A 26,660-nucleotide genomic window follows, 5' to 3' on the forward strand; every position below is an offset into this window, starting at 1 on the left:
GTGTGTCGGGCGCACCTCTGAAAGTCAGTGACGGGATGTCACTGACGCTTCGGGGTGTGTGGGGCATCTCTTGCGGTTTGTGAGGGAGCCGGATCACGTCCACGTACTGGCTGAGCTGTTCCAACTACGTGTGGCAGCAGCGCCTGCGAGCAGTGGGTCTGCGAATGCGATGACTAGGTCGACCACGTCGGTGAAAAGATTCGGATAGCTGGTCGAGGAAGGTCCCTGTCGGCGGCGCCAGGCGGTGTAAGAGGTCTGGCGGCGCTCGCTGAGGTCGGTGATGGTGGTGCTGAGGGGTTTCAGGGTGATGCCGCGGTGTGTGGCGGTGGCGGTCAGTGCTGTGGTGAGTTCCTGGCCGTCCAGATCGTTGAGGGTGAGCAAGCGGTAGAGGTCGCCGTAGTCGCGGTCGCGGGTGTTGAGGTCACCGAGTGAGACGGCGGTGGAAAGTTTCTCGGCGATGACGGTGGCCAGTGGGTAACCGAAGATCTGGAAGCTTTCCTCCGTGAGCTGTTGTGGGTAGTCGATGAGCCGGGGGCCGGGCGTGACAGGGTCGCCGAAGCTGACGTCCAGTTGGAGTTTGAGTCGCGCTCGGGCGATGGAGGCGGCCATGGACAGGCGTAGGCCGTGGTATTCGTCCTCCTCGCGGATGGGAACCGTCTTGAGCGCCGTGGGATCGAACACGACTCCGTCGTCGCTCTCGGTGGAGGCGATGGCCGCGATTCTGTGGATGATCTCGGTTTCTGTCCCTGGAAACGAGCGGCCGAGGATGTCGATGTCGCGGGTCATTCGACGCGCGCCGAACTGGGCGAGCAGCAGGCCACCCTTGAGAACGAAGTGCTCCCGGCCCAGGGGCGATGAGGCCAGTCGGTAGAGGAACCGTTCGAGGACGTACTCGACCATGATCTCGTCCGTGGACCGGCTGTTGCGGCGTGCCAGGTTGCGCAGGTCGTTGTAGACGCGGCCAGCGATGGTGTCGCGGGTGGGGTTGGCCATCAGGCGAGCACCGCCTCTACGGCGGGGCGGACGACAGAGAGAGCGTCCAACTCGCGTGCGACGTTCTGAAGTTCGCCGACTCCGCCGCGCCCGCTCCGGCGCAGGTAGCGGCCGAGCGCGGACAGGGCGAGGGTCTCGCCGAGGCGGCTGCGGTGGCGCATAGCGTCAACGACGCTGCGGGCCGCGTTGTACATGGGGATGGCCTCTCCCGGGGCTGCTTCGAACCGTTCGATACCGAGGTCGAAGGTCTTCGCGGCGTACTGCGCCACCACGGTCGGCGGGTAGGAAATCGTCGGGCGGCGTGTACCGCGCGGCACGGCGATGTGTACTGCTGCGGGGATGTCATCGATCAGCTCATGCAGGGCCAGGGCGGATTCACCGCACACGACGGCGTGAGAAGCCCGTGCGCACACGGCCAGCAGATCCGCGTGCGCGGTCTCCGGGGCGTCTGCACGCCGGTACACCCCACGGGACAGTTCGTCTATCTCCGCTTCTGTGACCAAGTGCGCCAGATCGCGAGGGGAGAGCAGGGCCTGACGTGCCTGCGCCGTGGTGAATGTGGGGGATAGGCCGGCCAGCCGCTGTTCCAGGCGCGAGTTTTCCGCAGCATCCATGTATCAAATGGTACCCCTCATGTGGTCCTGAGGGATCGATTTGATACATCCCGTGGTGGGTGAGCGGCGCATCCGGTGTTGATCGCGTACCGCAAACCTGCAGGTCAAGAGCCCCTTCCTCAGGGACTTCCCAGGGACTTGTCAGGGACTTTCACGTCTGCCACAGGGAGCCTCCAGGGACTTTCCGCCGCGTAAGCAGGGAAGGCCCCGACAGTGCTGAAAGATTAAAAAAGCGCTGGTCAGGGCCCATCTGGCTAGCACTCGATGATGTTGACGGCCAGCCCGCCGCGCGCCGTCTCCTTGTACTTGACCGACATGTCCGCGCCGGTGTCCCGCATCGTCTTGATGACCTTGTCCAGGGACACCTTGTGGGAGCCGTCGCCGCGCATCGCCATCTTCGCGGCGGTCACGGCCTTCACGGCCGCCATGCCGTTGCGCTCGATGCACGGGATCTGGACCAGGCCGCCGACCGGGTCGCAGGTCAGGCCGAGGTTGTGCTCCATGCCGATCTCCGCCGCGTTCTCCACCTGCTCGGGGGAGCCGCCGAGGACCTCGGCGAGCGCGCCCGCCGCCATCGAGCAGGCCGAGCCGACCTCGCCCTGGCAGCCGACCTCGGCGCCGGAGATCGAGGCGTTCTCCTTGAAGAGCATGCCGATGGCGCCCGCGGAGAGCAGGAAGCGGACCACGCCCTCCTCGTCGGCGCCGGGCACGAAGTTCATGTAGTAGTGCAGGACGGCCGGGATGATGCCGGCGGCGCCGTTCGTGGGCGCCGTGACGACGCGGCCGCCCGCCGCGTTCTCCTCGTTCACCGCCATCGCGTACAGGGTGATCCACTCCATGGCGTGGGCCAGCGGGTCACCCTCGGCGCGCAGCTTGCGGGCCGAGCTCGCGGCCCTGCGGCGGACCTTGAGGCCGCCGGGCAGGATGCCCTCGCGGGACATGCCGCGGGTGGTGCACGCCTGCATGACGCGCCAGATGTCGAGGAGCCCCGAGCGGATCTCGTCCTCGGTGCGCCACGCCTTCTCGTTCTCCAGCATCAGCGCGGGGATGGACAGGCCGGTCTCGTGGGTGAGGCGGAGCAGCTCGTCGCCGGTGCGGAAGGGGTACTTCAGGAGCGTGTCGTCCGGGACGATCGGGTTCTCCCCGGCCACGGCGTCCTCGTCGACGACGAAACCGCCGCCCACCGAGTAGTACGTCTTGGTGAGCAGCTCCTGTCCCGCCCCCTTTTCGTCGGCATACGCCCACAGGCTCATGCCGTTCGCGTGGTACGGCAGCGCCTTGCGGCGGTGCAGGATCAGGTCGTCGTCGTAGGCGAAGCCGATCTCGTGCATGCCGAGGAGGCTGATCCGCCCGGAGGCCTTGATGGCCTCCACGCGCTCGTCGGCGTGCTCCACGTCGACCGTGCGCGGGGACTCGCCCTCCAGGCCGAGCAGCACCGCCTTCGGGGTGCCGTGCCCGTGGCCGGTCGCGCCCAGGGAGCCGTAGAGCTCGGCGCGTATGGAGGCGGTGTGGGCCAGCAGGCCCTCGTTCTTCAGACGCCGGGCGAACATCCGCGCGGCGCGCATGGGGCCGACCGTGTGGGAGCTGGACGGGCCGATGCCGATCGAGAACAGGTCGAAGACCGAGATGGCCACGGTGGGACTCCAATGGTGGTGGTAGACGCCGTTGTCTGCCGGGACAAGCGGGGCGAGAAGGGGGCGGGCGTGGCACGGGGCACCCTGCTCACTTCCCAGTGTGCGGGGTGCCCCGAAAGTTCGTACGCCGCAAAGCGTACGTAATTGCTACAGGCCGGGGTACAGCGGGTGCTTCTCCGCCAGAGCGGTCACCCGGGCCTTCAGCGCCTCGGCGTCGTAGGACGGCTTCAGCGCCTCGGCGATCACGTCGGACACCTCGCGGAAGTCGTCGGCGTCGAAACCGCGGGTGGCGAGCGCCGGCGTGCCGATGCGCAGCCCCGAGGTGACCATCGGCGGGCGCGGGTCGTTCGGGACGGCGTTGCGGTTGACCGTGATGCCGACCTCGTGGAGGCGGTCCTCGGCCTGCTGCCCGTCGAGCTCGGAGTCACGCAGGTCGACGAGGACCAGGTGCACGTCCGTGCCGCCGGAGAGCACGTTCACGCCGTGGGCGCGGGAGTCCTCCGAGGTCAGGCGCGCGGCGAGGATCTGGGCGCCCTCGATCGTGCGCTGCTGGCGCTCCTTGAAGCCCTCCGAGGCGGCGACCTTGAAGGAGACGGCCTTGGCCGCGATCACGTGCTCCAGGGGGCCGCCCTGGAAGCCCGGGAAGACCGCCGAGTTCAGCTTCTTCGCGAAGTCCTTGTTGCGGGCGAGGATGATGCCGCCGCGCGGACCGCCGAGGGTCTTGTGCGTCGTGGACGTGACGACGTCCGCGTACGGGACCGGGTTGGGGTGCAGGCCCGCGGCCACCAGGCCGGCGAAGTGCGCCATGTCGACCCACAGGTACGCCTCGACCTCGTCGGCGATGCGACGGAACTCGGCGAAGTCCAGCTGGCGCGGGTACGCCGACCAGCCGGCGATGATCACCTTCGGGCGGTGCTCCTTCGCCAGGCGCTCGACCTCGGCCATGTCGACCAGGCCGGCGTCGTCGACGTGGTACGGGACCACGTCGAACTGCTTGCCGGAGAAGTTCAGGCGCATGCCGTGCGTGAGGTGGCCGCCGTGCGCCAGGTCCAGGCCGAGGATCGTGTCGCCGGGCTTGGCGAGCGCGAACAGGGCGGCCTGGTTCGCGGAGGCGCCCGAGTGCGGCTGCACGTTGGCGTACTCGGCGCCGAACAGGGCCTTCACGCGGTCGATCGCGATCTGCTCGGTGACGTCGACGTGCTCGCAGCCGCCGTAGTAGCGGCGGCCGGGGTAGCCCTCCGCGTACTTGTTGGTCAGGACCGAGCCCTGTGCCTCCATGACGGCGACCGGGGCGAAGTTCTCCGACGCGATCATTTCCAGGGTGGACTGCTGGCGCTTGAGCTCGGCGTCGACCGCGACGGCGACCTCGGGGTCGAGGGCGTGCAGCGACTCGTTCAGTACGGACTTGTCGGTCATGAGGGGGGTCAGCTCCCGGAGAACTCGGTGTACTCGTCGGCGGAGAGGAGGTCCTGCGGCTCATCGGCGACGCGGACCTTGAACAGCCAGCCGCCCTCGAAGGGGGCCGAGTTGACGAGCGCCGGGTCGTCGACGACGTCCTGGTTGGCCTCGACGACCTCGCCGGTCACGGGGGAGTACAGGTCGGAGACCGACTTGGTGGACTCCAGCTCACCGCAGGTCTCGCCCGCCGTGATGGTGTCGCCGACCTCGGGAAGCTGGACGAACACGATGTCGCCGAGCGCGTTGGCCGCGTGCTCGGTGATGCCGACCGTCGCCACGCCGTCCTCGACGGCCGACAGCCACTCGTGCTCCTTGCTGTAACGCAGGTGCTGGGGGTTGCTCATGATGCGAATTCTCCTGTACGGGGGAAGGTGCTGGTGACGGCAGGGCGACCGGGAACGGCGGGGGCTACTTCTGGCGCTTGTAGAACGGCAGGGCCACGACCTCGTACGGCTCGTGCGTACCACGGATGTCGACCCCCACGCCCGCCGTGCCCGGCTCGGCGTGCGCGGCGTCCACGTACGCGATGGCCAGCGGCTTGCCCAGGGTCGGGGAGGGTGCGCCGGAGGTGACCTCGCCGATCACCTGTCCGGCGGCGACGACCGACATGCCGGCGCGGGGCACCCGGCGGCCCTCGGCGATCAGCCCGACGAGCCTGCGGGGCGGGGCGGTCTCGGCGCGCCCGGCGGCGGCCAGCAGAGCCTCGCGGCCCACGAAGTCGTCACTGTGCTCGTCGGGGGACGTCTTCTCGAACTTGACGACCCGGCCGAGCCCGGCGTCGAAGGGGGTGAGCGCGGTGGTCAGCTCGTGCCCGTACAGCGGCATGCCCGCCTCCAGGCGCAGCGTGTCCCGGCAGGACAGACCGCAGGGGACCAGGCCGTACGCGGCGCCCGCCTCGGTCAGTGCCTGCCACAGCTTCTCGGCGTCGGCCGGGGCGACGAACAGCTCGAAGCCGTCCTCGCCGGTGTAGCCGGTGCGGGCGATGAGCGCCTCGACGCCGGCCACCGTGCCCGGCAGGCCCGCGTAGTACTTGAGCCCGTCGAGGTCGGCGTCGGTGACGGACTTGACGATGGCGGGGGAGTGCGGGCCCTGCACGGCGATCAGCGCGTACGCGTCCCGGTCGTCGCGCACCTCGGCGTCGAAGCCGGCGGCGCGCTCGGTGAGGGCGTCGAGGACGATCTGGGCGTTGCCGGCGTTGGCGACGACCATGTACGTGCTCTCTTCGAGCCGGTACACGATCAGGTCGTCGAGGATGCCGCCGTCCTCGCGGCAGATCATCGTGTAGCGGGCGCGGCCGACGCCGACGGAGCCGATGTTGCCGACGAGCGCGAAGTTCAGCAGGTCGACGGCGCGCGGCCCGGACACGGTGATCTCGCCCATGTGGGAGAGGTCGAAGAGGCCCGCGGCGGTGCGCACGGCGTTGTGCTCGTCGCGCTCGCTGCCGTAGCGCAGCGGCATGTCCCAGCCCGCGAAGTCGGTCATCGTGGCGCCGAGCGAGCGGTGCAGGGCGTCAAGGGCTGTCGAACGAGAAGGCGTACGGGTCATTGCTGGTGCTCCAGGGCATGACGGCGAAGGCGGGATCTCTCCGTGGCGGAGATCCTCCCCATCTGTCATCGGAACCTGAGAGGTTCGCCCCGAGGGGCTTGCACCTTGGGTGGGGCTGGCGTACGAGACGGACAGCCCGCTTTTCAGATGTGCCTCGCCCGCGCGGTACGGGGCCTGAGAGATTCAAGGGAGGGACTTGCTCCTTCGGCGTCCGGACCCCGATCGGGGTACCCGGAACTCTCCCGCGCGGATTCAAGCGGCCGGTATGCGGTTGTGTGCGCACCAAGACGCGCTTGGCGCGCACATCATTGCATGCCCGGGGAACGGGGAAACAGCTTGTAGGGCATTACCTACTCTTTACACTTGGCGGGCAAGAGTGGCGTGACCGGAACGGGGAGGACGATCACGGTGCACAAAGCAGTCGCGGGGGCGTACGCAACCGGAGCCGTGGCGGGGGCGGCCGGGGTGAGGTTCCCCCGACAGCGCTCGGTGCGGGACCTGCGCGGGCGTGACGGCCGCACACCGCGCCGGATCGGCTTCGCGGCGGGCGACCTCGTCGTTCTCTCGGGCCTGCCCGGCAGCGGCAAGTCGACCCTGATGCGGCGGGCGGTCACCGTCGTGCGCATCGACTCCCAGGACACGCGCGAGCGCTGGGCGGAGCGCATGCCGCGCCTCGTGCCGTACGCGCTGTACCGCCCGCTCGTCCGGCTCGCGCACTACGCGGGCCTGCGCCGGGCGATGCGCTCGGGCGCCAGCGTCGTCGTGCACGACTGCGGTACCCAGGCCTGGGTACGCCGCTGGGTGACGCGCACGGCCCGGCGCCGCGGCGCCGCCGTCCACCTGCTGCTGCTCGACGTGCCGCCGGACCTGGCCCTGGAGGGCCAGCGCGACCGGGGCCGCGGCGTCTCGCGGTACGCCTTCGCGCGGCACCGCAGAGCGGTCACCGCGCTCGTCACGTCGACGGAGCGCGGAGATCTGCCGGTCGGGATCGAGTCGGCGGTGCTGCTCGACCGGGCGGCGACGGACGTGCTGGGCGGGATCACGTTCCAGGAGGGCTGAGGCGGCCCGTCGGCGGGGGCGTACGGGTTAGGGTCGGGCGCGTGCCGGCAGCGGCCGCGCACGGGCAGAGCAGCAGAGGTTGAAGGCAGCATGGAGACGCCGGGCGTCCCGGAGCAGGGACACGAGCACCACCCGCAAGGACACGAGGGCGGCGCGCACGCCCACCCGCGGCCGGAGCACGGCTGGCCGGCGAACGAGCTGGAGGAGGTCCTCTCCGCCGCGCTCGGCCGCCCCGAGGCGGGCGGCCGCATCGTCGAGGTGCTGGGCCGCAGCCACCTCTGGATCCCGCTGCCCAGGGGCGGCGGCAACGCCAGCCGGGACCTCGACCTGCCGACCCTGGAGCTCGACGGCCAGGCCTACGTCCCCGTCTTCAGCTCCGAGCAGCAGTTCATGCAGGTCACGGGCGGCCGGATGGACTGCACGGTGGCCCCGGCCGTCGAGTTCGCCCGCGGCCTGCCGCCGCAGGTGGGCCTCGCCGTGAACCCGGACGGCGCGATCGGCGTCCCGCTGCCCCCGCCCGCCGTCGCCCAGCTGGCCCGCGGCGGCCGCACCCCGCTGGACGGCCCGGCGGGCGGCGGCCGTGTCGTGCTGTCCGAGCCGGACTGGCAGGACGACCCGGTGGACTTCCTGGCGGCGGTGCGCGAGGAGTTCGACGCGGCCGGCACCGTGCTGAGCGCCCGCCGCTGTCTCGCCGTCGTCGAGGACGGCGCACCGTCGCTGTTCATCGGCGTGGAGCTGATCGCGTGGGAGGGCCCGGCGCGGGACGTTCCGCTGGACGCGCTCGGCCGTGCGCTGGGCCGCGCACCGGTCGCGTGGCCGGTGAACCTCGTGTTCCTCGACGTCACCCAGGACCCGGTCGCCGACTGGCTGCGGGCGCACGTACGTCCGTTCTATGCGCGAGAGCGATGACACGGTCCGTCAAGTCGGTGTCAGTAACGCCGCTTAAGCTGGTTTCATGACCTGACCGGGCGGCGTCGCGCCCCCGGTCACGGGCGGACACGGATGTTCACGAAGGGGCGGTTACGGGTGAGCGCGTCGGGCACGGCCGCGGCCGGACAGGTCGAGCACATGCTGCGCCAGGTGACTCCCGGGCGCTACGACGCGTACGAGTCGCTCCTGAAGGCCCTCGCCGACCCGGCGGCGGGCCAGGTCTGGATGCTGCTCTGGCACGGCCAGGCCGGCTCCCCGGACGCCCAGTACGGGAACATGGAGGTGGATGGTTTCTCCTACGCCCCCTGTGTCACCTCCGCCCAGGAACTCTCCGCGTCCGGCTGGTCGCGCGCGTACGAGGTGGTCGGTGGTGTCGACGCGGCCCGCACGCTCTACCCCGACCACTACGGCCTCTGGCTGAACCCGCACGCGCCCGGCGGCGGCGTCGGCGTCCCCTGGCTCGACCTGCGCCGGATCGCGGGCGGCCTGGACCGCCAGCCCGCGGGCCCGCTCCGCCTCTCCGAGCCGGCCATCGAGATCTCCCAGTTCTACGCGTTGCTGGCGCAGAACGCCCACCGCACGACCGCGGTCCGCTCGCTGCGCCGCGCCTGGGTGCAGCCCGCGCTCGGCGCCCCGTACCTCGCCATCGGCCTCGACGTGTACGACACGTCGCCCGCGTCGGTGGACTCGGTGCGCGCGATGATGCAGCAGTCCATCGCGGCGGTGCCGGACGGCCTGCCGGTCTCGACCGTCGCCATGTCGGACGAGTACGACCCGGTGGCGATGTGGCTGCGGGCCAACGCCCGGCCGTTCTACGACCGCGAGGCGCACGTCGCTCCCGCGGGGCAGGCCGGTGGCGGGTACGGCTACCCGCCGCCCCACGGTGCGTCGTACTGACCGCCTTTGTCCTGAATCGCCGGACGGCCCGCCGAACCTCGGATCCCCCTCAACCCCGGTTGCTCGGCGGTCATTTCGGGAAGAGGCCGGTTGGGGGCAGGAAAGACGCTTGTGCCCGGCAATGTCCGGTCCGGAGCCGCTTCGACCCCAACTGCCCACTGTCCGACCCCCGTTCACGACCGTCCGGATAACGGAACCCCCCAGACAGCATCACGTTTAGGTTTCCTTTCGCCGTCAAGTCTGGCCCCTGGTCACACGCAGGTTGAAGACTCCCGCTCCAAGGGGCATCGCCTCTGTGTACGACGGACTGAACCGCCGCTACAGCGGCAAGTGCGGGCCGGTCACCGCCGGTTGAGAGGGGTCCTTGCCACGATGACGGCACCATTGCACGACACGACCACGGAAGCGGAACCGACCGCTCCGGTCGAAGCTGCCGCGAGTGAGCCGGGCCGCAAGGTCGAGGGCCGGTCGCTGAAGCAGATCGCCTGGAGCCGCCTGAAGCGGGACAAGGTCGCCCTGGGCGGTGGCATCGTTGTCGTCCTGCTGATCCTGGTCGCGGTCTTCGCCCCGCTCATCGTCGGCCTGCTGGGCCATCCGCCCAACGACTTCCACCAGGACAAGCTGGACCCGCTGACGAACCTGCCCACCGGCTCGTTCGGCGGCGTCAGCAGCGACTACCTCTTCGGCGTCGAACCGAACAAGGGCCGCGACGTCTTCAGCCGTGTCGTCTACGGCGCCCGCATCTCGCTGCTCGTCGCCTTCCTCGCGGCGATCGTCGCCGTCGTGCTCGGCACGATCTTCGGCGTCGTCGCGGGTTACTTCGGCGGCTGGATCGACTCGGTCATCAGCCGGGTCATGGACGTGCTGCTCGCCTTCCCGCAGCTGCTCTTCATCATCTCGCTGGTCTCGGTCCTCCCCGACGACCTGCTCGGCCTGACCGGCACCGGCGTCCGCGTCGCCATCCTGGTCCTGGTCATCGGCTTCTTCGGCTGGCCCTACGTCGGCCGTATCGTCCGGGGCCAGACCCTCTCGCTGCGCGAGCGCGAGTACGTGGAGGCGGCCCGCTCGCTCGGCGGCGGCAGCCGGTACATCCTGCTGCGCGAGCTGCTGCCCAACCTGGTGGCCCCGATCGTCGTCTACATGACGCTGATGATCCCCACCAACATCCTCACCGAGGCCGCCCTCAGCTTCCTCGGCGCGGGTGTGCGCCCGCCGACCGCGTCCTGGGGCGGCATGCTCCGCGACGCGCTGGCGACGTACGAGCACGACCCGATGTTCATGGTCTTCCCCGGCGTCACGATCTTCGTGACCGTCCTCGCGTTCAACCTCTTCGGGGACGGGCTGCGCGACGCGCTCGACCCCAAGGGCACCCGCTAGGTCCTCAACAGCCCTTTTTCCAAAGGCCCCTGTCGCAACGTCAGGCGGCGCACCTCACTGGTTCCTCGGCGACTTGCCCGGACCGCGATCTCGGAGGATACGAGAAAATGCCCACAGGTATTCCCAAGCGACGGCTCGCCGCGTGCGCGGCCCTCGTCGTCGGGGCGCTGGCGGCCACTACGGCGTGCGGTGGCGGCGACAGCGACAGCAAGGACGGCGCCAAGGCGGCCGGTTTCAACGCCGCGCTGACCAAGGTCGTCAACGCGTCCGCCAAGAAGGGCGGGACGCTGAAGTTCGTCGGCAAGCAGGACTTCGACTCCCTGGACCCGCAGCGCTCGTACTACGGCATGACCTGGGACTTCATGCGGTACTACACCCGCACCCTGGTCACCTACGACACCAAGCCGGGCAACGGCTCCAACAAGCTGGTCGGCGACCTGGCCACCGCGCCCGCCACCGTCTCGGACGACGGCAAGACCTACACGTACAAGCTGCGTGACGGCCTGACCTGGGAGGACGGCTCCAAGCTGACCTCCAAGGACGTCAAGTACGGCATCGAGCGCATCTGGGCCACCGACGTCATCACCGGCGGCCCCGGCTACCTGCGCTCCACCCTCGACCCCAAGGGCGCGTACAAGGGCCCGTACAAGGACAAGTCGAAGGACAAGCTGGGCCTGAAGGCGATCGAGACGCCCGACGACCAGACCATCGTCTTCCACCTGCCCAAGGCGAACGGCGACTTCGAGCAGATGCTCGCCATGCCGACCGGCGCCCCGGTGCCGCAGAAGGCCGACACCGCCGCGAAGTACACGCAGAAGCCGATGTCGTCCGGCCCGTACAAGATCCAGAGCTACAACGCGGGCAAGAGCCTGACGCTGGTGCGCAACACGGCCTGGAAGAAGTCGTCCGACCCGATCCGCCCGGCCCTGCCGAACAAGATCACGGTCACCATCTCCTCCAACCTGGAGGAGAACGACAAGCGCCTGATGGCCGGCGACTACGACGTCGACGTCAACGGCACGGGCATGACCCAGTCGGGCCGCGTCTCGGCCGTCCAGGACCACAAGGACAACGTCGACAACGTCCAGACGTCCTTCGTGCGTTACGTGGCCCTGGTCACCGCCGCCAAGCCGCTGGACAACGTCGAGTGCCGCAAGGCCGTCTTCTACGGCACCGACTTCGCCAGCCTCCAGCAGTCGCGCGGCGGCAAGGTGGCCGGTGGCGAGATCGCCAACTCCACCTTCCCGACGTCCATCCCGGGCTACAGCGACTACGACCCGTACGGCATCCTCGCCCGCAAGGGCAAGCCGGACGCGGCCAAGGCCAAGGACGCGCTGAAGAAGTGCGGCAAGCCGAACGGCTTCTCCACCAAGATCTCGGCCCGCAGCAACAACCCGGGTGAGGTCGACGCCGCCGAGGCGCTGCAGGCGTCGCTCGGCAAGGTCGGCATCAAGCTGACGATCGACTCGATCGACGGCGCCCAGTCGTCCTCGATCACCGGCTCGCCGAAGGTCGTCAAGTCCCGTGGCTACGGCATGACGATGAGCGGCTGGGGCCCCGACTTCAACTCCGGCCAGGGTTACGCGCAGCCGCTGTTCGACAGCCGCTTCATCTTCCCGACCGGTAACTACAACGAGTCGCAGATCAAGGACAAGAAGGTCGACCAGCTCTTCGACGACGCGATCGGCACCACCGATCTGGCCAAGGCGAAGCAGCTCTACACCGACCTGGACCACGAGATCCTGGACCAGGCGTACTGGATGCCCTTCATCTACGAGAAGAACATCTCGTGGCGCAGCACCCGCCTGACCAACGTGTACTCGTCCGCGGCGTACAGCGGTCGCTACGACTACGTGACGCTGGGTGTCAACAAGTAGTCGTCCATCACGGTCCTTCCGGTCGATGAGCCGATCCCGCTCATACCGTCGAAACCCCGCCAGTCCGAAGGGCAGGTGATGGCCTCGGCGGCGGGGACCCCGAACGGGTCCCCGCCGCCGGGCCGCGCACAGTGCTTGCTTATCTCATCCGGCGCCTGTTCGCCGTCGTCATCATGGTGCTGATCGTGTTGTTCGCGACCTTCACCATCTTCTTCATGCTGCCCAAATGGGCGGGGCAGGACGTCGCCGTCCTCTTCGCCGGCAAGGCCACCAGCCCCGAGGCGCTGGACGGCATCCGGGTCAAGCTGGGCCTCAACGACCCGCTGCTCGTGCAGTTCTGGGACTTCGTCAAGGGCATCCCGCTGGGCCGCGACTACGCCAACGGCGCCGATGTCACCCACTGTCCCGCCCCCTGCTTCGGGTACTCCTTCCGCACGGAGGAGCCCGTGTGGAACACGCTCAAGCAGGACGCGCCCATCACCGGCGCCCTGGCGCTCGGCGCCTGCGTCCTGTGGCTCGTCGGCGGTGTCGCCACCGGCGTCACCTCCGCCCTCAAGCGCGGCACCTTCTGGGACCGCGCCGCGATGACCACCGCCCTCGGCGGCGTCTCGCTCCCCGTCTTCTTCACCGGCATGGTCGCGATGGGCATCTTCGTGCACACCCTGGGCTGGGTGCACATCGCCGACTCGCTGTCCACGGACGACTCGATCGGTACGTGGCTGCAGACGCTGATCCTGCCGTGGATCGTGCTCGCCTTCCTCAACGCCGCGATGTACGCGAGACTCACCCGCGCCACCATGCTGGAGATCCTCGGCGAGGACTACATCCGCACGGCGCGCGCCAAGGGGCTCGGCGAGTCCGCCGTCATCACCCGGCACGCGCTGCGCTCCGCGATGACACCGATCCTCACCGTCTTCGGACTCGACCTCGGCGTGCTGCTCGGCGGCGCCGTGCTCACCGAGTCCACGTTCAACCTGCCGGGGCTCGGCCTCGAAGCCGTGCAGGCCATCAGCAACAAGGACCTGCCCGTGATCCTCGGCGTGACGCTCTTCGCGGCTCTCGCGATCGCCGTCGCCAACCTCGTCGTGGACCTTCTGTACGCCGTCATCGACCCGCGAGTGAGGCTGGGATGACCCAATTGCACAAGACCGGAGCGGCGGTCGGCGAACCCGTCGCCGCTTCCGGCGCCCCCAGCGCCTTCCTCGAGGTCCGTGACCTCAAGGTGCACTTCCCGACCGACGACGGCCTGGTCAAGTCCGTCGACGGGCTCTCCTTCACCCTGGAGAAGGGGCGCACCCTCGGCATCGTCGGCGAGTCCGGATCGGGCAAGTCCGTCACGTCGCTCGGCATCATGGGCCTGCACACCGCGGGCCAGTACGGCCGCCGCAAGGCGCAGATCAGCGGCGAGATCTGGCTCGAGGGCACGGAGCTGCTCTCCGGCGACCAGGACAAGGTGCGCAAGCTCCGCGGCCGCGACATGGCGATGATCTTCCAGGACCCGCTGTCCGCGCTGCACCCGTACTACTCGATCGGCAAGCAGATCGTGGAGGCCTACCGGGTCCACCACGACGTCGACAAGAAGACCGCCCGCAGGCGCGCGATCGAGATGCTCGACCGGGTCGGCATCCCCCAGCCCGACAAGCGGGTCGACGCCTACCCGCACGAGTTCTCCGGCGGTATGCGCCAGCGCGCGATGATCGCCATGGCGCTGGTGAACAACCCCGAGCTGCTGATCGCCGACGAGCCGACCACGGCCCTCGACGTGACCGTGCAGGCCCAGATCCTCGACCTGATCCGGGACCTCCAGAAGGAGTTCGGCTCGGCCGTCATCATGATCACGCACGACCTGGGCGTCGTCGCGGAGATGGCCGACGAACTCCTCGTCATGTACGGCGGCCGGTGCGTCGAGCGCGGCACCGCCACGGAGGTCTTCACCGAGCCCCAGCACCCGTACACCTGGGGCCTGCTGGGTTCGATGCCGCGCATCGACCGGGACCAGACCGAGCGGCTCATCCCGGTCAAGGGCTCCCCGCCCAGCCTGATCAACCTGCCGAACGGCTGCGCCTTCAACCCGCGCTGCCCGTACGCGGACATCCCCAAGGACAACATCACCCGTACCGAGCGCCCCGAACTGCGCGAGGTCGGCTCCGGTCACTTCTCCGCCTGCCACATGTCGGCCGAGGAGCGGGAGCGGATCTGGACCGAAGAGATTGCGCCGAAGCTGTGACGGACGCCAAAGGACCCGAGACCGAGATGACGCCCTCTTCGATCCCCCAGCAGGCCACCGACTCGCCCGCCACCTCGCCGAACCCGGCCAAGGGCGAGCCGCTGCTCAAGGTCGAGAACCTGGTCAAGCACTTCCCGATCAAGAAGGGCCTGCTCAAGCGGCAGGTCGCCGCGGTGCAGGCGGTCGACGGCCTGTCCTTCGACGTCCGCGCGGGCGAGACCCTCGGCGTCGTCGGCGAGTCCGGCTGCGGCAAGTCGACCATGGGCCGGCTCATCACGCGGCTGCTCGAACCGACCGCGGGCCGGGTCGAGTTCGAGGGCCAGGACATCACGCACCTGAGCACCGGCGGCATGCGTCCGCTGCGCCGCGACGTGCAGATGATCTTCCAGGACCCTTACTCGTCGCTGAACCCGCGCCACAACATCGGCACCATCGTCGGTGCCCCGTTCCGGCTGCAGGGCGTCAAGCCCGAGGGCGGCGTGAAGCGGGCGGTCCAGGAACTCCTGGAGAAGGTCGGCCTCAACCCCGAGCACTACAACCGCTACCCGCACGAGTTCTCCGGCGGTCAGCGCCAGCGCATCGGCATCGCGCGGGCCCTGGCGCTCAAGCCGAAGCTGGTGGTGGCGGACGAGCCGGTCTCGGCCCTCGACGTCTCGATCCAGGCGCAGGTCGTGAACCTCCTGGACGACCTCCAGGACGAGCTCGGCCTCACGTACGTGATCATCGCCCACGACCTCTCGGTCATCCGGCACGTCTCGGACCGGATCGCGGTGATGTACCTCGGCAAGATCGTCGAACTCGCCGACCGCGACGACCTGTACGCGCGGCCGATGCACCCGTACACCAAGGCGCTGCTGTCCGCCGTGCCGGTGCCGGACCCCAAGCGCCGGGGCGTCAAGAGCGAGCGCATCCTGCTGCGGGGCGACGTGCCGTCCCCGATCGACCCGCCCAAGGGCTGCCGCTTCCACACGCGCTGCTGGAAGGCGACGGAGCTCTGCGCGACGAAGGAGCCCCCGCTGATTCAGCTGGACACGGGGCACCAGGTCGCCTGCCACCACCCGGAGAACGCCGCCGACCAGGCACCCGAGGACACCAAGCTCCTCTCGGTGGCCAAGGAGGCGATCGACGTGGTGACGGTGCCGGCGCCGGCGGACGTGGTCACCGAGGAGCCGTCGCCGGAGGCAGCCCCGGAGGCCCCGGAAGAGAAGTAGCCGGTGGCCCGCCGCCTTGGGCAGTCTGCCGCCTGGGGCGGCAGGGTGGGCAAGGCGGCACCCCGGCGCGGGGTGAGCGTTCATGGAGGGCCCGCTGCGGCGCGGGAGCGCATAGCCCATAAGGGGCATGTACACGACCATCCCCGAGCGGCAGAGTTCCCGTGTCCATCACACGGAACACGCTCGAAGGGACGCCCATGCTCTCCCGTTCGGCAAAACTCGCCGCGCTCACCGTCGCTGCCGCCTCCTTCACCCTGATCGCCGCCGCCCCCGGCCCCACCCCCGGCTCCGACGGCGTCGGCGACCCGTACTTCCCCCAGCTGGGCAACGGCGGCTACGACGCCCGCCACTACGCCCTCGACGTCGCGTACGATCCCGGCACCGACCGCCTCGACGGCCGTACGACCCTCACCGCGCGCGCCACCCAGAGCCTGAGCTCCTTCGATCTGGACCTGCAGAAGCTGACGGTCGCCGGCGTCGAAGTGAACGGCAGACGCGCCCAGTTCACGCGCACCGGCGACGAGATCGTCGTCACGCCCCACCGGTCGATCCACAAGGGCGACACCTTCACCACCACCGTCACCTACGACGGCGTCCCCGAACCCCTCACGGGCCCCATCGTCTTCGGCTCCGACTACGGCTGGATGAAGACGGCGGACGGCGTCTTCGTCGCCTGCGAGCCGAACGCCGCCTCCACCTGGTTCCCGTCCAGCGACCACCCCTCCGACAAGGCCACCTACGACATCCGCATCAAGGCCCCCAAGGGCCTGACCGGCGTCTCGAACGGCCGCCTCGTCGCCACGTACGACACCGACAAGGGCCGGCAGACCGTCCACCACTGGCGCGAGACGAAGCCCATGGCGACCTACCTCGCGACCGCGACGATCGGCACGTTCGACGTGAAGAGCGGTCGGACCCCGGCCGGCACTCCCATCTACGTGGCCATCGACCCGGTCCTGGCGAACGGCAACAGCGTCGACGTGTACGCGGTCACGGCCGAGGCCACCGACTACTGGGAGACCGTCTTCGGCCCGTACCCGTTCGAGGAGACGGGTGCCATCGTCGACGACATGCCGCAGGCCGGCTTCTCCCTGGAGACCCAGTCCAAGCCGATCTACTCCGCCGTCCGCTCCGAGTCGACGATCGTGCACGAGCTGGCCCACCAGTGGTTCGGCGACTCCGTCTCGGTCGAGCAGTGGAAGAACATCTGGCTCAACGAGGGCTTCGCCACCTACGCCCAATGGCTCTGGTCCGAGCACAAGGGCATCCGCTCCGCCCACGACTCGTTCCGGGCGGGCTACGACTCCCGCCCCGCCGACTCCACGTTCTGGCAGGTCGCGCCCGGCGACCCGCAGCGCGACACGATGTTCGCCTCCGCCGTCTACCAGCGCGGCGCGATGACGCTGCAGGTGCTGCGCGAGCGGATCGGCGACAAGGCGTTCTTCGAGCTGCTGCCGCTGTGGACCAGGCTCCACCGGTACGGGAACGCCGAGACGTCCGACTTCGTCGCCCTCGCCGAGCGGGTCTCGGGGCAGCAGTTGGACGACCTCTTCGACACGTGGCTGTTCACGACGGGCAAGCCGACGCTGTAGGCCCGCGCCCGGCAGGTAAAAATATCGGGTGATCCAGGAACTGTTCACCCCCTCCGTCCAGCATTGGCTCGACCTCGTCGGCATCTTCGTGTTCGCCATCTCCGGCGCGCTGATGGCCGTCCGCAAGAACTGGGACGTGTTCGGTATCGCCGCCCTCGCCGAGGTCACCGCGCTGGGCGGAGGGGTGTTCCGCGACCTGGTGATCGGGGCCGTGCCCCCGGCCGCCTTCACCGATCTCGGCTACTTCCTCACCCCGCTGGTCGCCGCCGCGCTCGTCTTCTTCCTGCACCCCGAGGTCGAGCGCACCCAGACCATGGTGAACGTCTTCGACGCGGCGGGCCTCGGCCTGTTCTGCGTCACCGGCACGACCAAGGCGTACGACTACGGGCTCGGCCTCACCGCGTCCGCCGCACTCGGCCTCGCCACCGCCGTCGGCGGCGGTGTGCTGCGCGACATCATCGCCAACGAGGTGCCGTCCCTGGTGCGCTGGGACCGCGACCTGTACGCCGTCCCCGCGATCGTCGGCGCCGCCATCGTCGTGCTCTGCATCCGCTTCGACGCCCTCGACGGCATCACCAGCGGGATCGCCGTCGTCACCGCCTTCGTGCTGCGGCTGCTCGCGATGCGCTACCACTGGCGGGCGCCCCGCGCGTGGAACCGGAGGTCGGCGGCGGTGGAGGTGGTGGAGGAGACCCCGTGACCCGGAGGTGCCCTGGCTCGACCAGGGCTTGACGAGGGCTTCACAGTCGCAAGCTACCGCTTAGTAATTTCCTGTTGTACGTTTCCTGTATGGCAGACGCAGCATCCGTACAGAGTCGCGAGCAGGGCCGCATCGGCGACAGCGAGTTCGACCGCGACACCGAGGTCACGCGCCGGGAGCCCGGTGTCTACGACATCGACCTCTCCGCCGGGTGGACGATCATCAACGCCGTCAACGGCGGCTACCTCCTCGCCGTGCTCGGCCGCGCCCTCGCGGACGCCCTGCCGCACACCGACCCGTTCACGATCTCGGCGCACTACCTGACGGCCTCCGCGCCCGGGCCCGCCGTGATCCGCACCGACGTGGTGCGCACCGGCCGCACCCTCTCCACCGGCCAGGCGTCCCTGTTCCAGTACGCGGAGGACGGCACCGAGGTCGAGCGGATCCGCGTCCTCGCCTCGTACGGAGACCTGGACGCGCTCCCCGACGACGTGCGCACCACCGCCAAGCCGCCCGCGATCCCGCCCGTCGAGCAGTGCTTCGGCGCCGGTGACGCGCCCGAGGACGCCCCGCGCATCCCGGGCAGCTCCGCCATCACCGACCGGCTCGACGTCCGGCTCGACCCGGCCACCCTCGGCTGGGCGCTCGGCGCGCCGTCCGGCAAGGGCGAGATGCGGGCCTGGTTCGGCCTGGCCGACGGCCGCGACGCCGACCCGCTCTCGCTCCTGCTCACGGTCGACGCGCTGCCGCCGACCGCCTTCGAGATGGGCCTCAAGGGCTGGGTGCCGACCGTCGAGCTGACCGTCCACGTCCGCTGCCGCCCGGCCCCCGGCCCGCTGCGGGTCTCCATCACCACGCGCAACCTCGCGGGCGGCTTCCTGGAGGAGGACGCCGAGGTCTGGGACGCGCAGGACCGGATGGTCGCCCAGTCCCGTCAGCTGGCGCGGGTCAGGCTCGGCTAGGGCCTGTCTTCACACTCCCGTCTTCACCCAGGGGGCGGCGGCCCAGCCAGGCCGCCAACTCCCCGTAGGCGTCGGCCCCTTCGGGCGTGGCCACGATCTCCCCGAACGGCACCTCGGGGCCGCGCCGCTCGGCGGGCAGCGCCTGCCGGGCGACGGTGAGCGCGAAGCCCGCCAGCTCCGGGTCGAGCGTGCCCGGTCGGCCCAGCGCCTCCCACAGGTCCCAGGAGTGGGCCACGGACTCCAGCACGAAACCGGACAGCGCCGCCCGCCCCGGCACGCTGCCCCACGGGACGGTGACCTGCCGGTCGAGCGCGGCCTCGTCCTGCCAGGCCTTGAGCGCGCCGACGCGCACCTCCTCGTACGCCTCGGTCAGTGCCGCGTCGGCGATGCCGTCGGCGAACGACGCCACGGAGAGCCCGTCGCCGCCCTCGCCGACGACCACGACGCGGCGGCCTCCGCCGATCAGGTGCGAGATCAGTCGGCGTACGTCGAACTCGGCGCAGGGCGTGGCCCGTTCGTACTGTTCCGGCCGCACGGAGGCGACGAGCCCGGCGACTTGCGCGGTGGCCCGCTCGAAGAGGGGGCGGGGATCCGGGGCGGCTGGGGCGGTCATTGCGGCTCCTGTGTCGTGCGGTGGCAATGGTGCGGCTTCGGTGGGCCTTCTCCCTGGGCGAGCGGAGCTCGGTCCAGGGGTGCGGGGAACTGCGCGAGAAGCCCTCACCGGACCCGCGCCCGACAACGCACCGCCAATATCCCCGGCATACCTGACAACCCCGGTCAGCATTTCCCGCCGAACTGCGGCACGCTGACGCAGGTGAAGTCCGACCGCCTGCTCTCCATCCTCCTGCTCCTCCAGACCCGCGGCCGCGTCCCGGCCCACGAACTGGCCACCCGCCTGGAGGTCTCGGTCCGCACGATCTACCGGGACGTCGAGGCGCTGTCCGCGTCCGGCGTCCCCGTCTACACCGAACGCGGCCGGCACGGCGGCATCGCGCTCGTCCCCGGCTACCGCACCGACGTCACCGGCCTGACCGCCGACGAGTCCCGCGCCCTGTTCATCCTCGCGGCCCAGGGCGCCCACGCCGCCCTCGGCCTGGACGAGGCCCTGGGTTCCGCGCTGCGCAAGGTGATGGCCGCGCTGCCCGAACCGCACCGCCCGGCGGCGGAGTTGACGAGCCGTCGGATCCTGGTCGAATCGTCCCGCTGGATGGGCCCGCCGCCGCGCGAGGTCGACGTCAGCGCCCTCCAGGACGCGGTCTTCACCGACCGCCGCCTGCGCATCCGCTACCGCCACAGTGGCGCGGGCAAGCCCCGTACGTACACCGTCGACCCGTACGGCCTCGTCTCCAAGGCGGGCGTCTGGTACCTGATCGCCGACCGCCGGGCGGTGCCCCGGCTCTTCCGCGCCGACCGGACCCAGTCGGTGGTCGTCACCGACGCGCCGGTCGAGCGCCGCCCGGGCATCGAACTCGCGGACGTCTGGGCGGTGTTGAAGCGGCAGGTCGAGAAGCGTCCGGGCGGCATCGCGGTCACCGCGCGGGTCCACCGCAGCCGCTACGACCTGTTCCTGCGGATGTGCGGAAACTCCCTGATCGAGCACCCGCGGGACGACGGTGACAGTGAGTGGATCACGGTCCGGCTCGGTTACGGCGTCCTGGGCGCCGCGCGCATGCTCCTGCCCTTCGCCGAGCATCTGGAGGTGCTCGAACCCCCGGAGGTGCGCGCGGAGCTGGCACGCGGCGCGGCCGAGGTCGTCAGCCTCTACGCAGGAACTCCCCGAGCGCGTCCGTGAGTTCGGCGGGCGCGTCCTCCTGTACGAGGTGCCCGGCACCCTCGATGACCCGCAGCTCGGCGCCGGGGATCAGCTGGGCGAGCTCGTGGCCGCGTACGACCGGGATCCAGGTGTCCTCGGCGCCCCAGCAGATGAGCACGGGGAGCTCCAACTCCCCGTAACGGCCCTGGATGTCGTCGGTGAACCGCTGGTCGTTCTGCTCGATCTGCCGGTAGAAGGCGTCCTGGCCCATCTCGCTCAGCCAGGGTGCTGTGAGCCGCGCGTGGGTGTCCGGGTGGAGCCCCGGGTGGCTGCACGAGCTGATGTAGCGGTGCACGAGCGCCTCGTGCAGTTCGCTCGGCAACTGCCCGAAGGTGTCGGCGTGTTCGGCGAGCAGCCGGTACGTGGGCGAGCCCCACGGCGCGATCGCCACCGGGTCGACGAGCGCGAGGCGGGAGTACGCCGCGCCGTGCAGCAGGCGCGCGCGCAACGCGACGGCGCCGCCGAAGTCGTGGGCGACGACGGCGGGCCCCGTGCCCGCACCGGCCAGTCCCCAGTGGTCGAGGAGTTCGGTGAGGACGCGGGCCTGGCTGTCGAGGTCGACGGGCTGCCCCGGGCGCATCTCGGAGACGCCGTACCCCGGCAAGTCCCATACGTACACGCGGTGTCGGGAGGCGAGCGCCCGCGCGGGGGCCCGCCAGACGTACGACGAGAACGGGGTGCCGTGGACGAGCACGACGGGCGGCGCGTCCGCGGGGCCGAGCCCGGCCCAGCGGACTTCACCGGACGAGCTGCTGTAACTGCGGTCGAGGTTCCAGTCGGCGACTGTCATGACCGTAAGGCTAATTGGTCATGACGCATCCAGCCAGTGTCTGCGCCCGAGGCTCACCAGCCTCAGCTGCCGCTCGGCGAGGCCCGTCACCCGGGGGAGATCGCCCGGACCGGCCGTGAGCAGCAGTGACGCCGTCATGACCATGTGGTCGACGTACAGCCCGGCCAGCATCAGCAGGTCCTCCTCGCTCCAGCCGGCCGACTCGGGGTCGCGGCGCAGGGCGGTGCGCACCTCCTCGGCGAACTGGTCGAGCTGCGCGCCGATCGCCTCGCGCACCCGCTGCACCCCGCCGTGCCGTTCGCGCGCGATGAACCGCACGTGGGCCGGGTGGGTGCGCACGTGCGCGGAGATCAACTCCACGGTGCGCGCGATGCGTTCGTCACTGTTCCAGGTCGCCGTCAGCAGTTCGGAGACGACCGTGTGCAGGCTGCCGAGCGCCTCCTCGACCAGGGCGGCGCCGAGGTCGGGGATGGAGTCGAAGTGCCGGTAGAACGCGGTCGGCGTGACCCCTACGGCCCGGGTGACCTCGCGCAGCCCCAGGCTGCTGAGGCTCTGCTCCTCGAGCAGCTCCAGCGCCGCGTCGAGCAGCGCCTGCCGGGTCTTCTGCTTCTGTGCCTGCCGGGTGTGACTCATGTCATCCAGTTAACAACTGTTCTCCGTGTGGGGAAACCGCTGTCCGGGTCTAGACTCGTCAGTCAGTGAACAGTTGTAACCCAACTTCGGAACTCGACTTCGAGAGGTTTCCCGTGCTGTTCCTCGTAGCGGCCCTCCTGCTCCTGGGCTTCGCCCTCGGCACCGTGGCCCACGCCCCGCTGACCTTCACCCTGGTCGCGGCCGCCGTCATCGGCGTCTGGCTGGCCGTCTTCGCGGCCCGCGAGCGCCACGCCCGCCGTCACCAGAGCTGACCCGTCCGACCGAGCTGTGCCATCAAGGGGGTAACACCGTGCAACTCATCGAAGAGCGCGAAACGAAGGCAGAAGAGACGTCAGAAGCGACGACACAAGAGACGACACAGGAGAAGGCAATCGTGACCGAAGCGGCCGCACCGCAGGTCGAGGCCGACGTCGAGGCCGAGACCCGGAACCAGGCTCAGGCCCGGCGCCCGGTCGGACGGCGCGACACCGACGGCATGGCCGTCGCCTCGTTCGTCCTCGGCCTCGTCGGTCTGCTCGTCCTGAACGTCTTCCTCGGCCCCATCGCGATCGTTCTCGCGAGCCTCGCCCTGTGGCGCGGCACCGCGCGACGCGGCCGCGCCCTGCTGGGCCTCGGCCTCGGAGTCGCCGATCTCGTCGTGCTCGGCGCGCTCATCGCGGCCGACAACACCTTCTCCTGGAGCATCACGGGCTGAGGCCCGACGGGCTCCGCGTGGGACGGGACCCCACGCGGCGGCGGAGCGGCTCCGGCGGACTCGTAGAATCGAGCCCACCATGGCTTACCTCGACCACGCCGCGACCACCCCGATGCTCCCGGAGGCGGTCGAGGTGCTGACCGCCCAGCTCGCCGTCACCGGCAACGCCTCGTCCCTGCACGCCGCGGGACGCCGCGCCCGCCGCACGGTGGAGGAGTCCCGCGAGACCCTCGCCGAGTCGCTCGGCGCCCGCCCCAGCGAGGTCGTGTTCACCTCCGGCGGCACCGAAGCCGACAACCTCGCGGTCAAGGGCCTGTACTGGGCCCGCCGCGCCGCGGATCCGGCCCGCACCCGCGTCCTCGCCAGCCCCGTGGAGCACCATGCGGTCCTCGACGCCGTGCACTGGCTCGCCGAGCACGAGGGTGCCACGGTCGAGTACCTGCCGGTCGACGCGCACGGCCGCGTGCACGCCGAAGCGCTCCGCGACGCGATCGGGCGCAACCCCGACGATGTCGCCCTCGCCACGGTCATGTGGGCCAACAACGAGATCGGCACGATCCAGCCGGTGCGCGAACTGGCCGACGTGGCGGGGGAGTTCGACATCCCGCTGCACGCCGACGCGGTTCAGGCCTACGGCCAGATCCCGCTCGACTTCGCCGCCTCGGGCCTCGCGGCGATGACGGTCTCCGGCCACAAGATCGGCGGGCCCTACGGCATCGGCGCCCTCCTGCTCGGCCGCGAGTACACCCCGGTCCCGGTGCTGCACGGCGGCGGCCAGGAACGCCACGTCCGCTCCGGCACCCTCGACGTCCCCGCCATCGCCTCGTTCGCCACGGCGGGCCGCCTCGCGCACGAGCGGCGCGACCGGTTCGCCCACGAGATCGGCGCGCTCCGGGACGACCTGGTCACAGCGGTCCGCTCGGCCGTCCCCGAGGCGATCCTGGGCGGCGACCCGGCACCGGACGGACGCCTCCCCGCCAACGCCCACTTCACCTTCCCCGGCTGCGAGGGCGACTCGCTGCTCCTCCTCCTGGACGCCCAGGGCATCGAGTGCTCCACCGGCTCGGCCTGCACGGCGGGCATCGCCCAGCCCAGCCACGTCCTCCTCGCCACCGGAACCGATCCCGCCCTGGCCCGCGGCACGCTCCGCTTCTCCCTCGGCCACACGTCGACGAAGGCGGACGTGGACGCGGTGGCCCAGGCGATCGGCCCGGCGGTGGAGCGGGCACGGTCGGCGGGCCTGAGCTGACGCGCGCAGGCCGGGCCCGGGAAGGTCAGGCCTTCGTCGAGCCCGCCCGCCGGTGGGCCGCCCGCACGAGCCGCATGTACCGGTCCCAGTCCCAATGCGGTCCGGGGTCGGTGTGATCCGTCCCCGGCACCTCCACGTGCCCGATGATGTGCTTCCGGTCGACAGGTATCCCGTACCGTCTGCAGATCCCGGCGGTCAGCTTCGCCGACGCCTCGTACATGGCCGCGGTGAAATCCTGCGGCCGGTCCACGAACCCCTCGTGCTCGATGCCGATGCTGCGCTGGTTGTAGTCCTTGTTCCCCGCGTGGAAGGCGACGTCCAGCTCCCGGATCATCTGCGCGATGTGCCCGTCCTTGCGGACGACATAGTGCGCGGCGGCCCCGTGCCAGGGGTCCTTGAACACGCGCAAGGTGGTGCTGTAGCTGCCCTGCGTGACATGGATGACGACCCGGTCGATCGGGTAGTCGGCGGGCCGGTCCGCCCGCCGCCAGTTCGCCGCCGCCGCGGCCACCCACTCCGCGCCCTTGAAGTCCACCGCACCGGCCGTGCGCGGCTTGTCGACGCCGGGCACCTGCCACCACATCCGGGCGAGATCACCGCGCGCAAGCAGGCCGACCCCGACGGCCGACACCACCCCGCCCACGATCAAGGTCCGCCGGCTGATGCCCCGGTCCCGGTCCTTGCCTGCCCCCTGCGCACCCACGCGACGCCCCCGCCTGCCTGCCCCGACCCCGTCCCCGTTCAAGACCCACAACGCATATCGGAGAGATTCGGTTCCCGCGCCCCCGTACTCTGTTAGGGCTATGACTTCGCAGACCTCGCAGACCGCGCAGCGCCCCACCCAGGACCGCCCCCTCCGCGTGCTCGCCGCCATGTCCGGCGGCGTCGACTCCGCCGTAGCGGCGGCCCGCGCCGCGGAAGCCGGCCACGACGTGACGGGCGTCCACCTCGCCCTCTCGGCGAACCCGCAATCCTTCCGCACGGGCGCCCGCGGCTGTTGCACCATCGAGGACTCCCGCGACGCCCGCCGCGCGGCGGACGTCATCGGCATCCCGTTCTACGTCTGGGACCTGGCCGACCGCTTCCGCGAGGACGTGGTGGAGGACTTCGTCGCGGAGTACGAGGCCGGCCGCACGCCCAACCCCTGCCTGCGCTGCAACGAGAAGATCAAGTTCGCCGCGCTCCTCGACAAGGCCCTCGCCCTCGGCTTCGACGCCGTCTGCACGGGCCACTACGCGCAGGTCGTCGTGGACGGGAACGGCGACCGCGAGCTGCACCGCGCGACCGACATGGCCAAGGACCAGAGCTACGTCCTGGGCGTCCTCGACGACCGTCAGCTCGCCCACGCGATGTTCCCGCTCGGCGACACGGAGACGACGAAGGACGAGATCCGCGCGGAGGCGGAGCGGCGCGGCCTCGCCGTCGCCAAGAAGCCCGACTCCCACGACATCTGCTTCATCGCCGACGGCGACACCCAGGGCTTCCTGGCCGCCCGCCTCGGCAAGTCCGAGGGCGACATCGTCGACGAGTCGGGCGCCAAGCTCGGCACCCACGAAGGCGCCTACGGCTACACCATCGGCCAGCGCAAGGGCCTGCGCATCGGCACCCCCGCCGCCGACGGCAAGCCCCGCTACGTCCTGGACATCTCCCCGGTGGACAACACGGTGACGGTGGGCCCCGCGGCCGCCCTGGACGTGACCGCCCTGACGGCGATCAAGCCCCGCTGGTGCGGCACGGCCCCCTCGGGCCCCGGCACGTACACGGCCCAGCTGCGCGCCCACGGCGGCGAGACCGAGGTGACGGCGGAGCTCGTCGACGACGAGCTCCGGGTGTCCTTCACGGAGCCGGTGCGCGGGGTCGCCCCCGGGCAGGCCATCGTGCTCTACGACGGGACCCGGGTGGTGGGCTCGGCGACGATCGCGACCACCGCCCGCGCCACCGCGGTGGCCTAGCCGCGCCCCTGAAGGTAGTGGTGCAGCACCCCCGCCAGATCGGTGCTCCACTGCGTCGCCTGGGCCCGGCGCCGGGCCCTGACCCGGCATTCGTAGACCGGGCCGTCCGCCATCACCGCGGTCACGGACAGCCCTTCCGGCAGCGGCTGCGCATGGACGGTGCGCACGTGCGCCCACGGGAGGTCGATGGCGTGCGGCCCCTGCTCGAAGTGGACGCCCTCGGCATCGACGACCAGGCCGTTGTACTGATCGGCGGCCACGAACTCGGGACCGTGACCCGCCACCGGGGCGAACGCCGGCGGATGAGCGGGCGGCGGCGGGAACGCCGGGGGATGAGCGGGCGGTTCCGGTGCGAACGGTGGCGGGGCGGAGCCGAATCCGTCCGTCGGAACGTCCCGCTGCCCGTGTTCGTGCCCGTGAGACATGCTCGCT

The 26,660-nt window shown here is 70.5% G+C and carries 27 protein-coding genes and 1 riboswitch; of the genes, 16 read left to right on the forward strand and 11 right to left on the reverse strand.

Features of this window, described 5'->3' with window-relative positions; all coding sequences use genetic code 11:
* Positions 1–93 precede the first annotated feature (93 nt).
* The 6 genes from B072_RS0117465 to gcvT all read right to left on the reverse strand — a co-directional run bounded on the left by B072_RS0117465 (position 94) and on the right by gcvT (position 6,244).
* The gene (locus B072_RS0117465) at positions 94–993 is read right to left on the reverse strand and encodes a nucleotidyl transferase AbiEii/AbiGii toxin family protein (protein ID WP_018531248.1); all 900 of its coding nucleotides are present in this window, start codon (positions 991–993) and stop codon (positions 94–96) included.
* On the reverse strand, positions 993–1,607 hold the full coding sequence (locus B072_RS0117470) for a type IV toxin-antitoxin system AbiEi family antitoxin domain-containing protein (protein ID WP_018531249.1): 615 nt from the start codon (positions 1,605–1,607) through the stop codon (positions 993–995). Before B072_RS0117470 ends, B072_RS0117465 begins: the two co-directional genes overlap by 1 nt.
* A gap of 254 nt (positions 1,608–1,861) precedes the next feature.
* A complete protein-coding gene (locus B072_RS0117475; RefSeq protein ID WP_018531250.1) occupies positions 1,862–3,241 on the reverse strand; it encodes an L-serine ammonia-lyase in 1,380 nt (459 codons plus the stop codon).
* Positions 3,242–3,388: 147 nt separating this feature from the next.
* A complete protein-coding gene (gene glyA, locus B072_RS0117480; protein WP_018531251.1) occupies positions 3,389–4,657 on the reverse strand; it encodes a serine hydroxymethyltransferase in 1,269 nt (422 codons plus the stop codon).
* Positions 4,658–4,665: 8 nt separating this feature from the next.
* Positions 4,666–5,043 (reverse strand): glycine cleavage system protein GcvH, encoded by a 378-nt coding sequence (gene gcvH / locus B072_RS0117485; RefSeq protein ID WP_018531252.1) that lies wholly within the window; start codon positions 5,041–5,043, stop codon positions 4,666–4,668.
* A 64-nt stretch (positions 5,044–5,107) separates the two neighbouring features.
* Positions 5,108–6,244: a glycine cleavage system aminomethyltransferase GcvT gene (gcvT, locus tag B072_RS0117490; RefSeq protein ID WP_026245956.1), complete on the reverse strand. Its 1,137-nt coding sequence runs from the start codon at positions 6,242–6,244 to the stop codon at positions 5,108–5,110.
* 153 nt (positions 6,245–6,397) lie between these two features.
* A riboswitch (glycine riboswitch) is annotated at positions 6,398–6,499 on the reverse strand.
* 153 nt (positions 6,500–6,652) lie between these two features.
* Between gcvT and B072_RS0117495 the strand changes: the two genes are divergently transcribed.
* The 11 genes from B072_RS0117495 (at position 6,653) to B072_RS0117545 (ending at position 19,076) form a co-directional block, all read left to right on the forward strand.
* On the forward strand, positions 6,653–7,303 hold the full coding sequence (locus B072_RS0117495; RefSeq protein WP_026245957.1) for an AAA family ATPase: 651 nt from the start codon (positions 6,653–6,655) through the stop codon (positions 7,301–7,303).
* A gap of 90 nt (positions 7,304–7,393) precedes the next feature.
* Positions 7,394–8,212 (forward strand): enhanced serine sensitivity protein SseB, encoded by an 819-nt coding sequence (locus B072_RS0117500; RefSeq protein WP_018531255.1) that lies wholly within the window; start codon positions 7,394–7,396, stop codon positions 8,210–8,212.
* A gap of 117 nt (positions 8,213–8,329) precedes the next feature.
* Positions 8,330–9,130: an enhanced serine sensitivity protein SseB C-terminal domain-containing protein gene (locus tag B072_RS0117505; protein WP_018531256.1), complete on the forward strand. Its 801-nt coding sequence runs from the start codon at positions 8,330–8,332 to the stop codon at positions 9,128–9,130.
* Between the two features lie 372 nt (positions 9,131–9,502).
* A complete protein-coding gene (locus B072_RS0117510) occupies positions 9,503–10,507 on the forward strand; it encodes an ABC transporter permease (protein WP_026245958.1) in 1,005 nt (334 codons plus the stop codon).
* 107 nt (positions 10,508–10,614) lie between these two features.
* Complete coding sequence (locus B072_RS0117515; RefSeq protein ID WP_018531258.1) at positions 10,615–12,384, forward strand: ABC transporter substrate-binding protein; 1,770 nt, start codon at positions 10,615–10,617, stop codon at positions 12,382–12,384.
* A gap of 131 nt (positions 12,385–12,515) precedes the next feature.
* Positions 12,516–13,517, forward strand: coding sequence for an ABC transporter permease (locus B072_RS0117520; protein ID WP_018531259.1), 1,002 nt, complete (start codon positions 12,516–12,518; stop codon positions 13,515–13,517).
* Complete coding sequence (locus tag B072_RS0117525; RefSeq protein ID WP_018531260.1) at positions 13,514–14,611, forward strand: ABC transporter ATP-binding protein; 1,098 nt, start codon at positions 13,514–13,516, stop codon at positions 14,609–14,611. The genes B072_RS0117520 and B072_RS0117525 overlap by 4 nt, the downstream gene beginning before the upstream one ends.
* A 26-nt stretch (positions 14,612–14,637) precedes the next feature.
* Positions 14,638–15,822, forward strand: a complete 1,185-nt coding sequence (locus B072_RS0117530) for an ABC transporter ATP-binding protein (RefSeq protein ID WP_043244180.1) — start codon at positions 14,638–14,640, stop codon at positions 15,820–15,822.
* 197 nt (positions 15,823–16,019) lie between these two features.
* Positions 16,020–17,414 (forward strand): M1 family metallopeptidase, encoded by a 1,395-nt coding sequence (locus B072_RS0117535; protein ID WP_018531262.1) that lies wholly within the window; start codon positions 16,020–16,022, stop codon positions 17,412–17,414.
* 28 nt (positions 17,415–17,442) lie between these two features.
* Positions 17,443–18,114, forward strand: a complete 672-nt coding sequence (locus B072_RS0117540; RefSeq protein WP_018531263.1) for a trimeric intracellular cation channel family protein — start codon at positions 17,443–17,445, stop codon at positions 18,112–18,114.
* Positions 18,115–18,203: 89 nt separating this feature from the next.
* Positions 18,204–19,076: a thioesterase family protein gene (locus tag B072_RS0117545; RefSeq protein ID WP_018531264.1), complete on the forward strand. Its 873-nt coding sequence runs from the start codon at positions 18,204–18,206 to the stop codon at positions 19,074–19,076.
* On the opposite strand, the gene B072_RS0117550 is transcribed toward B072_RS0117545, so the two are convergent.
* On the reverse strand, positions 19,063–19,689 hold the full coding sequence (locus B072_RS0117550) for a TIGR03086 family metal-binding protein (protein WP_018531265.1): 627 nt from the start codon (positions 19,687–19,689) through the stop codon (positions 19,063–19,065). The genes B072_RS0117545 and B072_RS0117550 overlap by 14 nt on opposite strands.
* Before the next feature lie 201 nt (positions 19,690–19,890).
* Here B072_RS0117550 and B072_RS0117555 point away from each other — a divergent pair, with 201 nt between their 5' ends.
* Positions 19,891–20,868, forward strand: a complete 978-nt coding sequence (locus B072_RS0117555) for a helix-turn-helix transcriptional regulator (RefSeq protein WP_018531266.1) — start codon at positions 19,891–19,893, stop codon at positions 20,866–20,868.
* On the opposite strand, the gene B072_RS0117560 is transcribed toward B072_RS0117555, so the two are convergent.
* Positions 20,831–21,679, reverse strand: a complete 849-nt coding sequence (locus tag B072_RS0117560; RefSeq protein WP_018531267.1) for an alpha/beta fold hydrolase — start codon at positions 21,677–21,679, stop codon at positions 20,831–20,833. The genes B072_RS0117555 and B072_RS0117560 overlap by 38 nt on opposite strands.
* Before the next feature lie 18 nt (positions 21,680–21,697).
* Positions 21,698–22,312, reverse strand: coding sequence for a TetR family transcriptional regulator (locus B072_RS0117565; RefSeq protein WP_018531268.1), 615 nt, complete (start codon positions 22,310–22,312; stop codon positions 21,698–21,700).
* Between the two features lie 113 nt (positions 22,313–22,425).
* Here B072_RS0117565 and B072_RS48690 point away from each other — a divergent pair, with 113 nt between their 5' ends.
* From B072_RS48690 to B072_RS0117580, 3 genes are all read left to right on the forward strand, one after another.
* Positions 22,426–22,584 carry a hypothetical protein gene (locus B072_RS48690; RefSeq protein ID WP_018531269.1) on the forward strand — a complete coding sequence of 53 codons (159 nt, stop codon included), beginning with the start codon at positions 22,426–22,428 and terminating at the stop codon, positions 22,582–22,584.
* A 224-nt stretch (positions 22,585–22,808) separates the two neighbouring features.
* Positions 22,809–23,027 (forward strand): hypothetical protein, encoded by a 219-nt coding sequence (locus B072_RS0117575; protein WP_051127215.1) that lies wholly within the window; start codon positions 22,809–22,811, stop codon positions 23,025–23,027.
* A 79-nt stretch (positions 23,028–23,106) separates the two neighbouring features.
* Complete coding sequence (locus B072_RS0117580) at positions 23,107–24,276, forward strand: cysteine desulfurase family protein (RefSeq protein WP_018531271.1); 1,170 nt, start codon at positions 23,107–23,109, stop codon at positions 24,274–24,276.
* A gap of 25 nt (positions 24,277–24,301) precedes the next feature.
* Here the strand turns inward: B072_RS0117580 and B072_RS0117585 are convergent, their stop codons facing one another.
* Positions 24,302–24,979 (reverse strand): N-acetylmuramoyl-L-alanine amidase, encoded by a 678-nt coding sequence (locus B072_RS0117585; protein WP_026245959.1) that lies wholly within the window; start codon positions 24,977–24,979, stop codon positions 24,302–24,304.
* Between the two features lie 100 nt (positions 24,980–25,079).
* Between B072_RS0117585 and mnmA the strand changes: the two genes are divergently transcribed.
* Complete coding sequence (gene mnmA, locus B072_RS0117590) at positions 25,080–26,228, forward strand: tRNA 2-thiouridine(34) synthase MnmA (protein WP_018531273.1); 1,149 nt, start codon at positions 25,080–25,082, stop codon at positions 26,226–26,228.
* Here the strand turns inward: mnmA and B072_RS43370 are convergent.
* A complete protein-coding gene (locus tag B072_RS43370; protein ID WP_018531274.1) occupies positions 26,225–26,653 on the reverse strand; it encodes a hypothetical protein in 429 nt (142 codons plus the stop codon). The genes mnmA and B072_RS43370 overlap by 4 nt on opposite strands.
* Positions 26,654–26,660: the final 7 nt, after the last annotated feature.

This window comes from Streptomyces sp. HmicA12, assembly GCF_000373565.1.
In the GTDB taxonomy this organism is placed as follows: Bacteria; Actinomycetota; Actinomycetes; order Streptomycetales; family Streptomycetaceae; genus Streptomyces.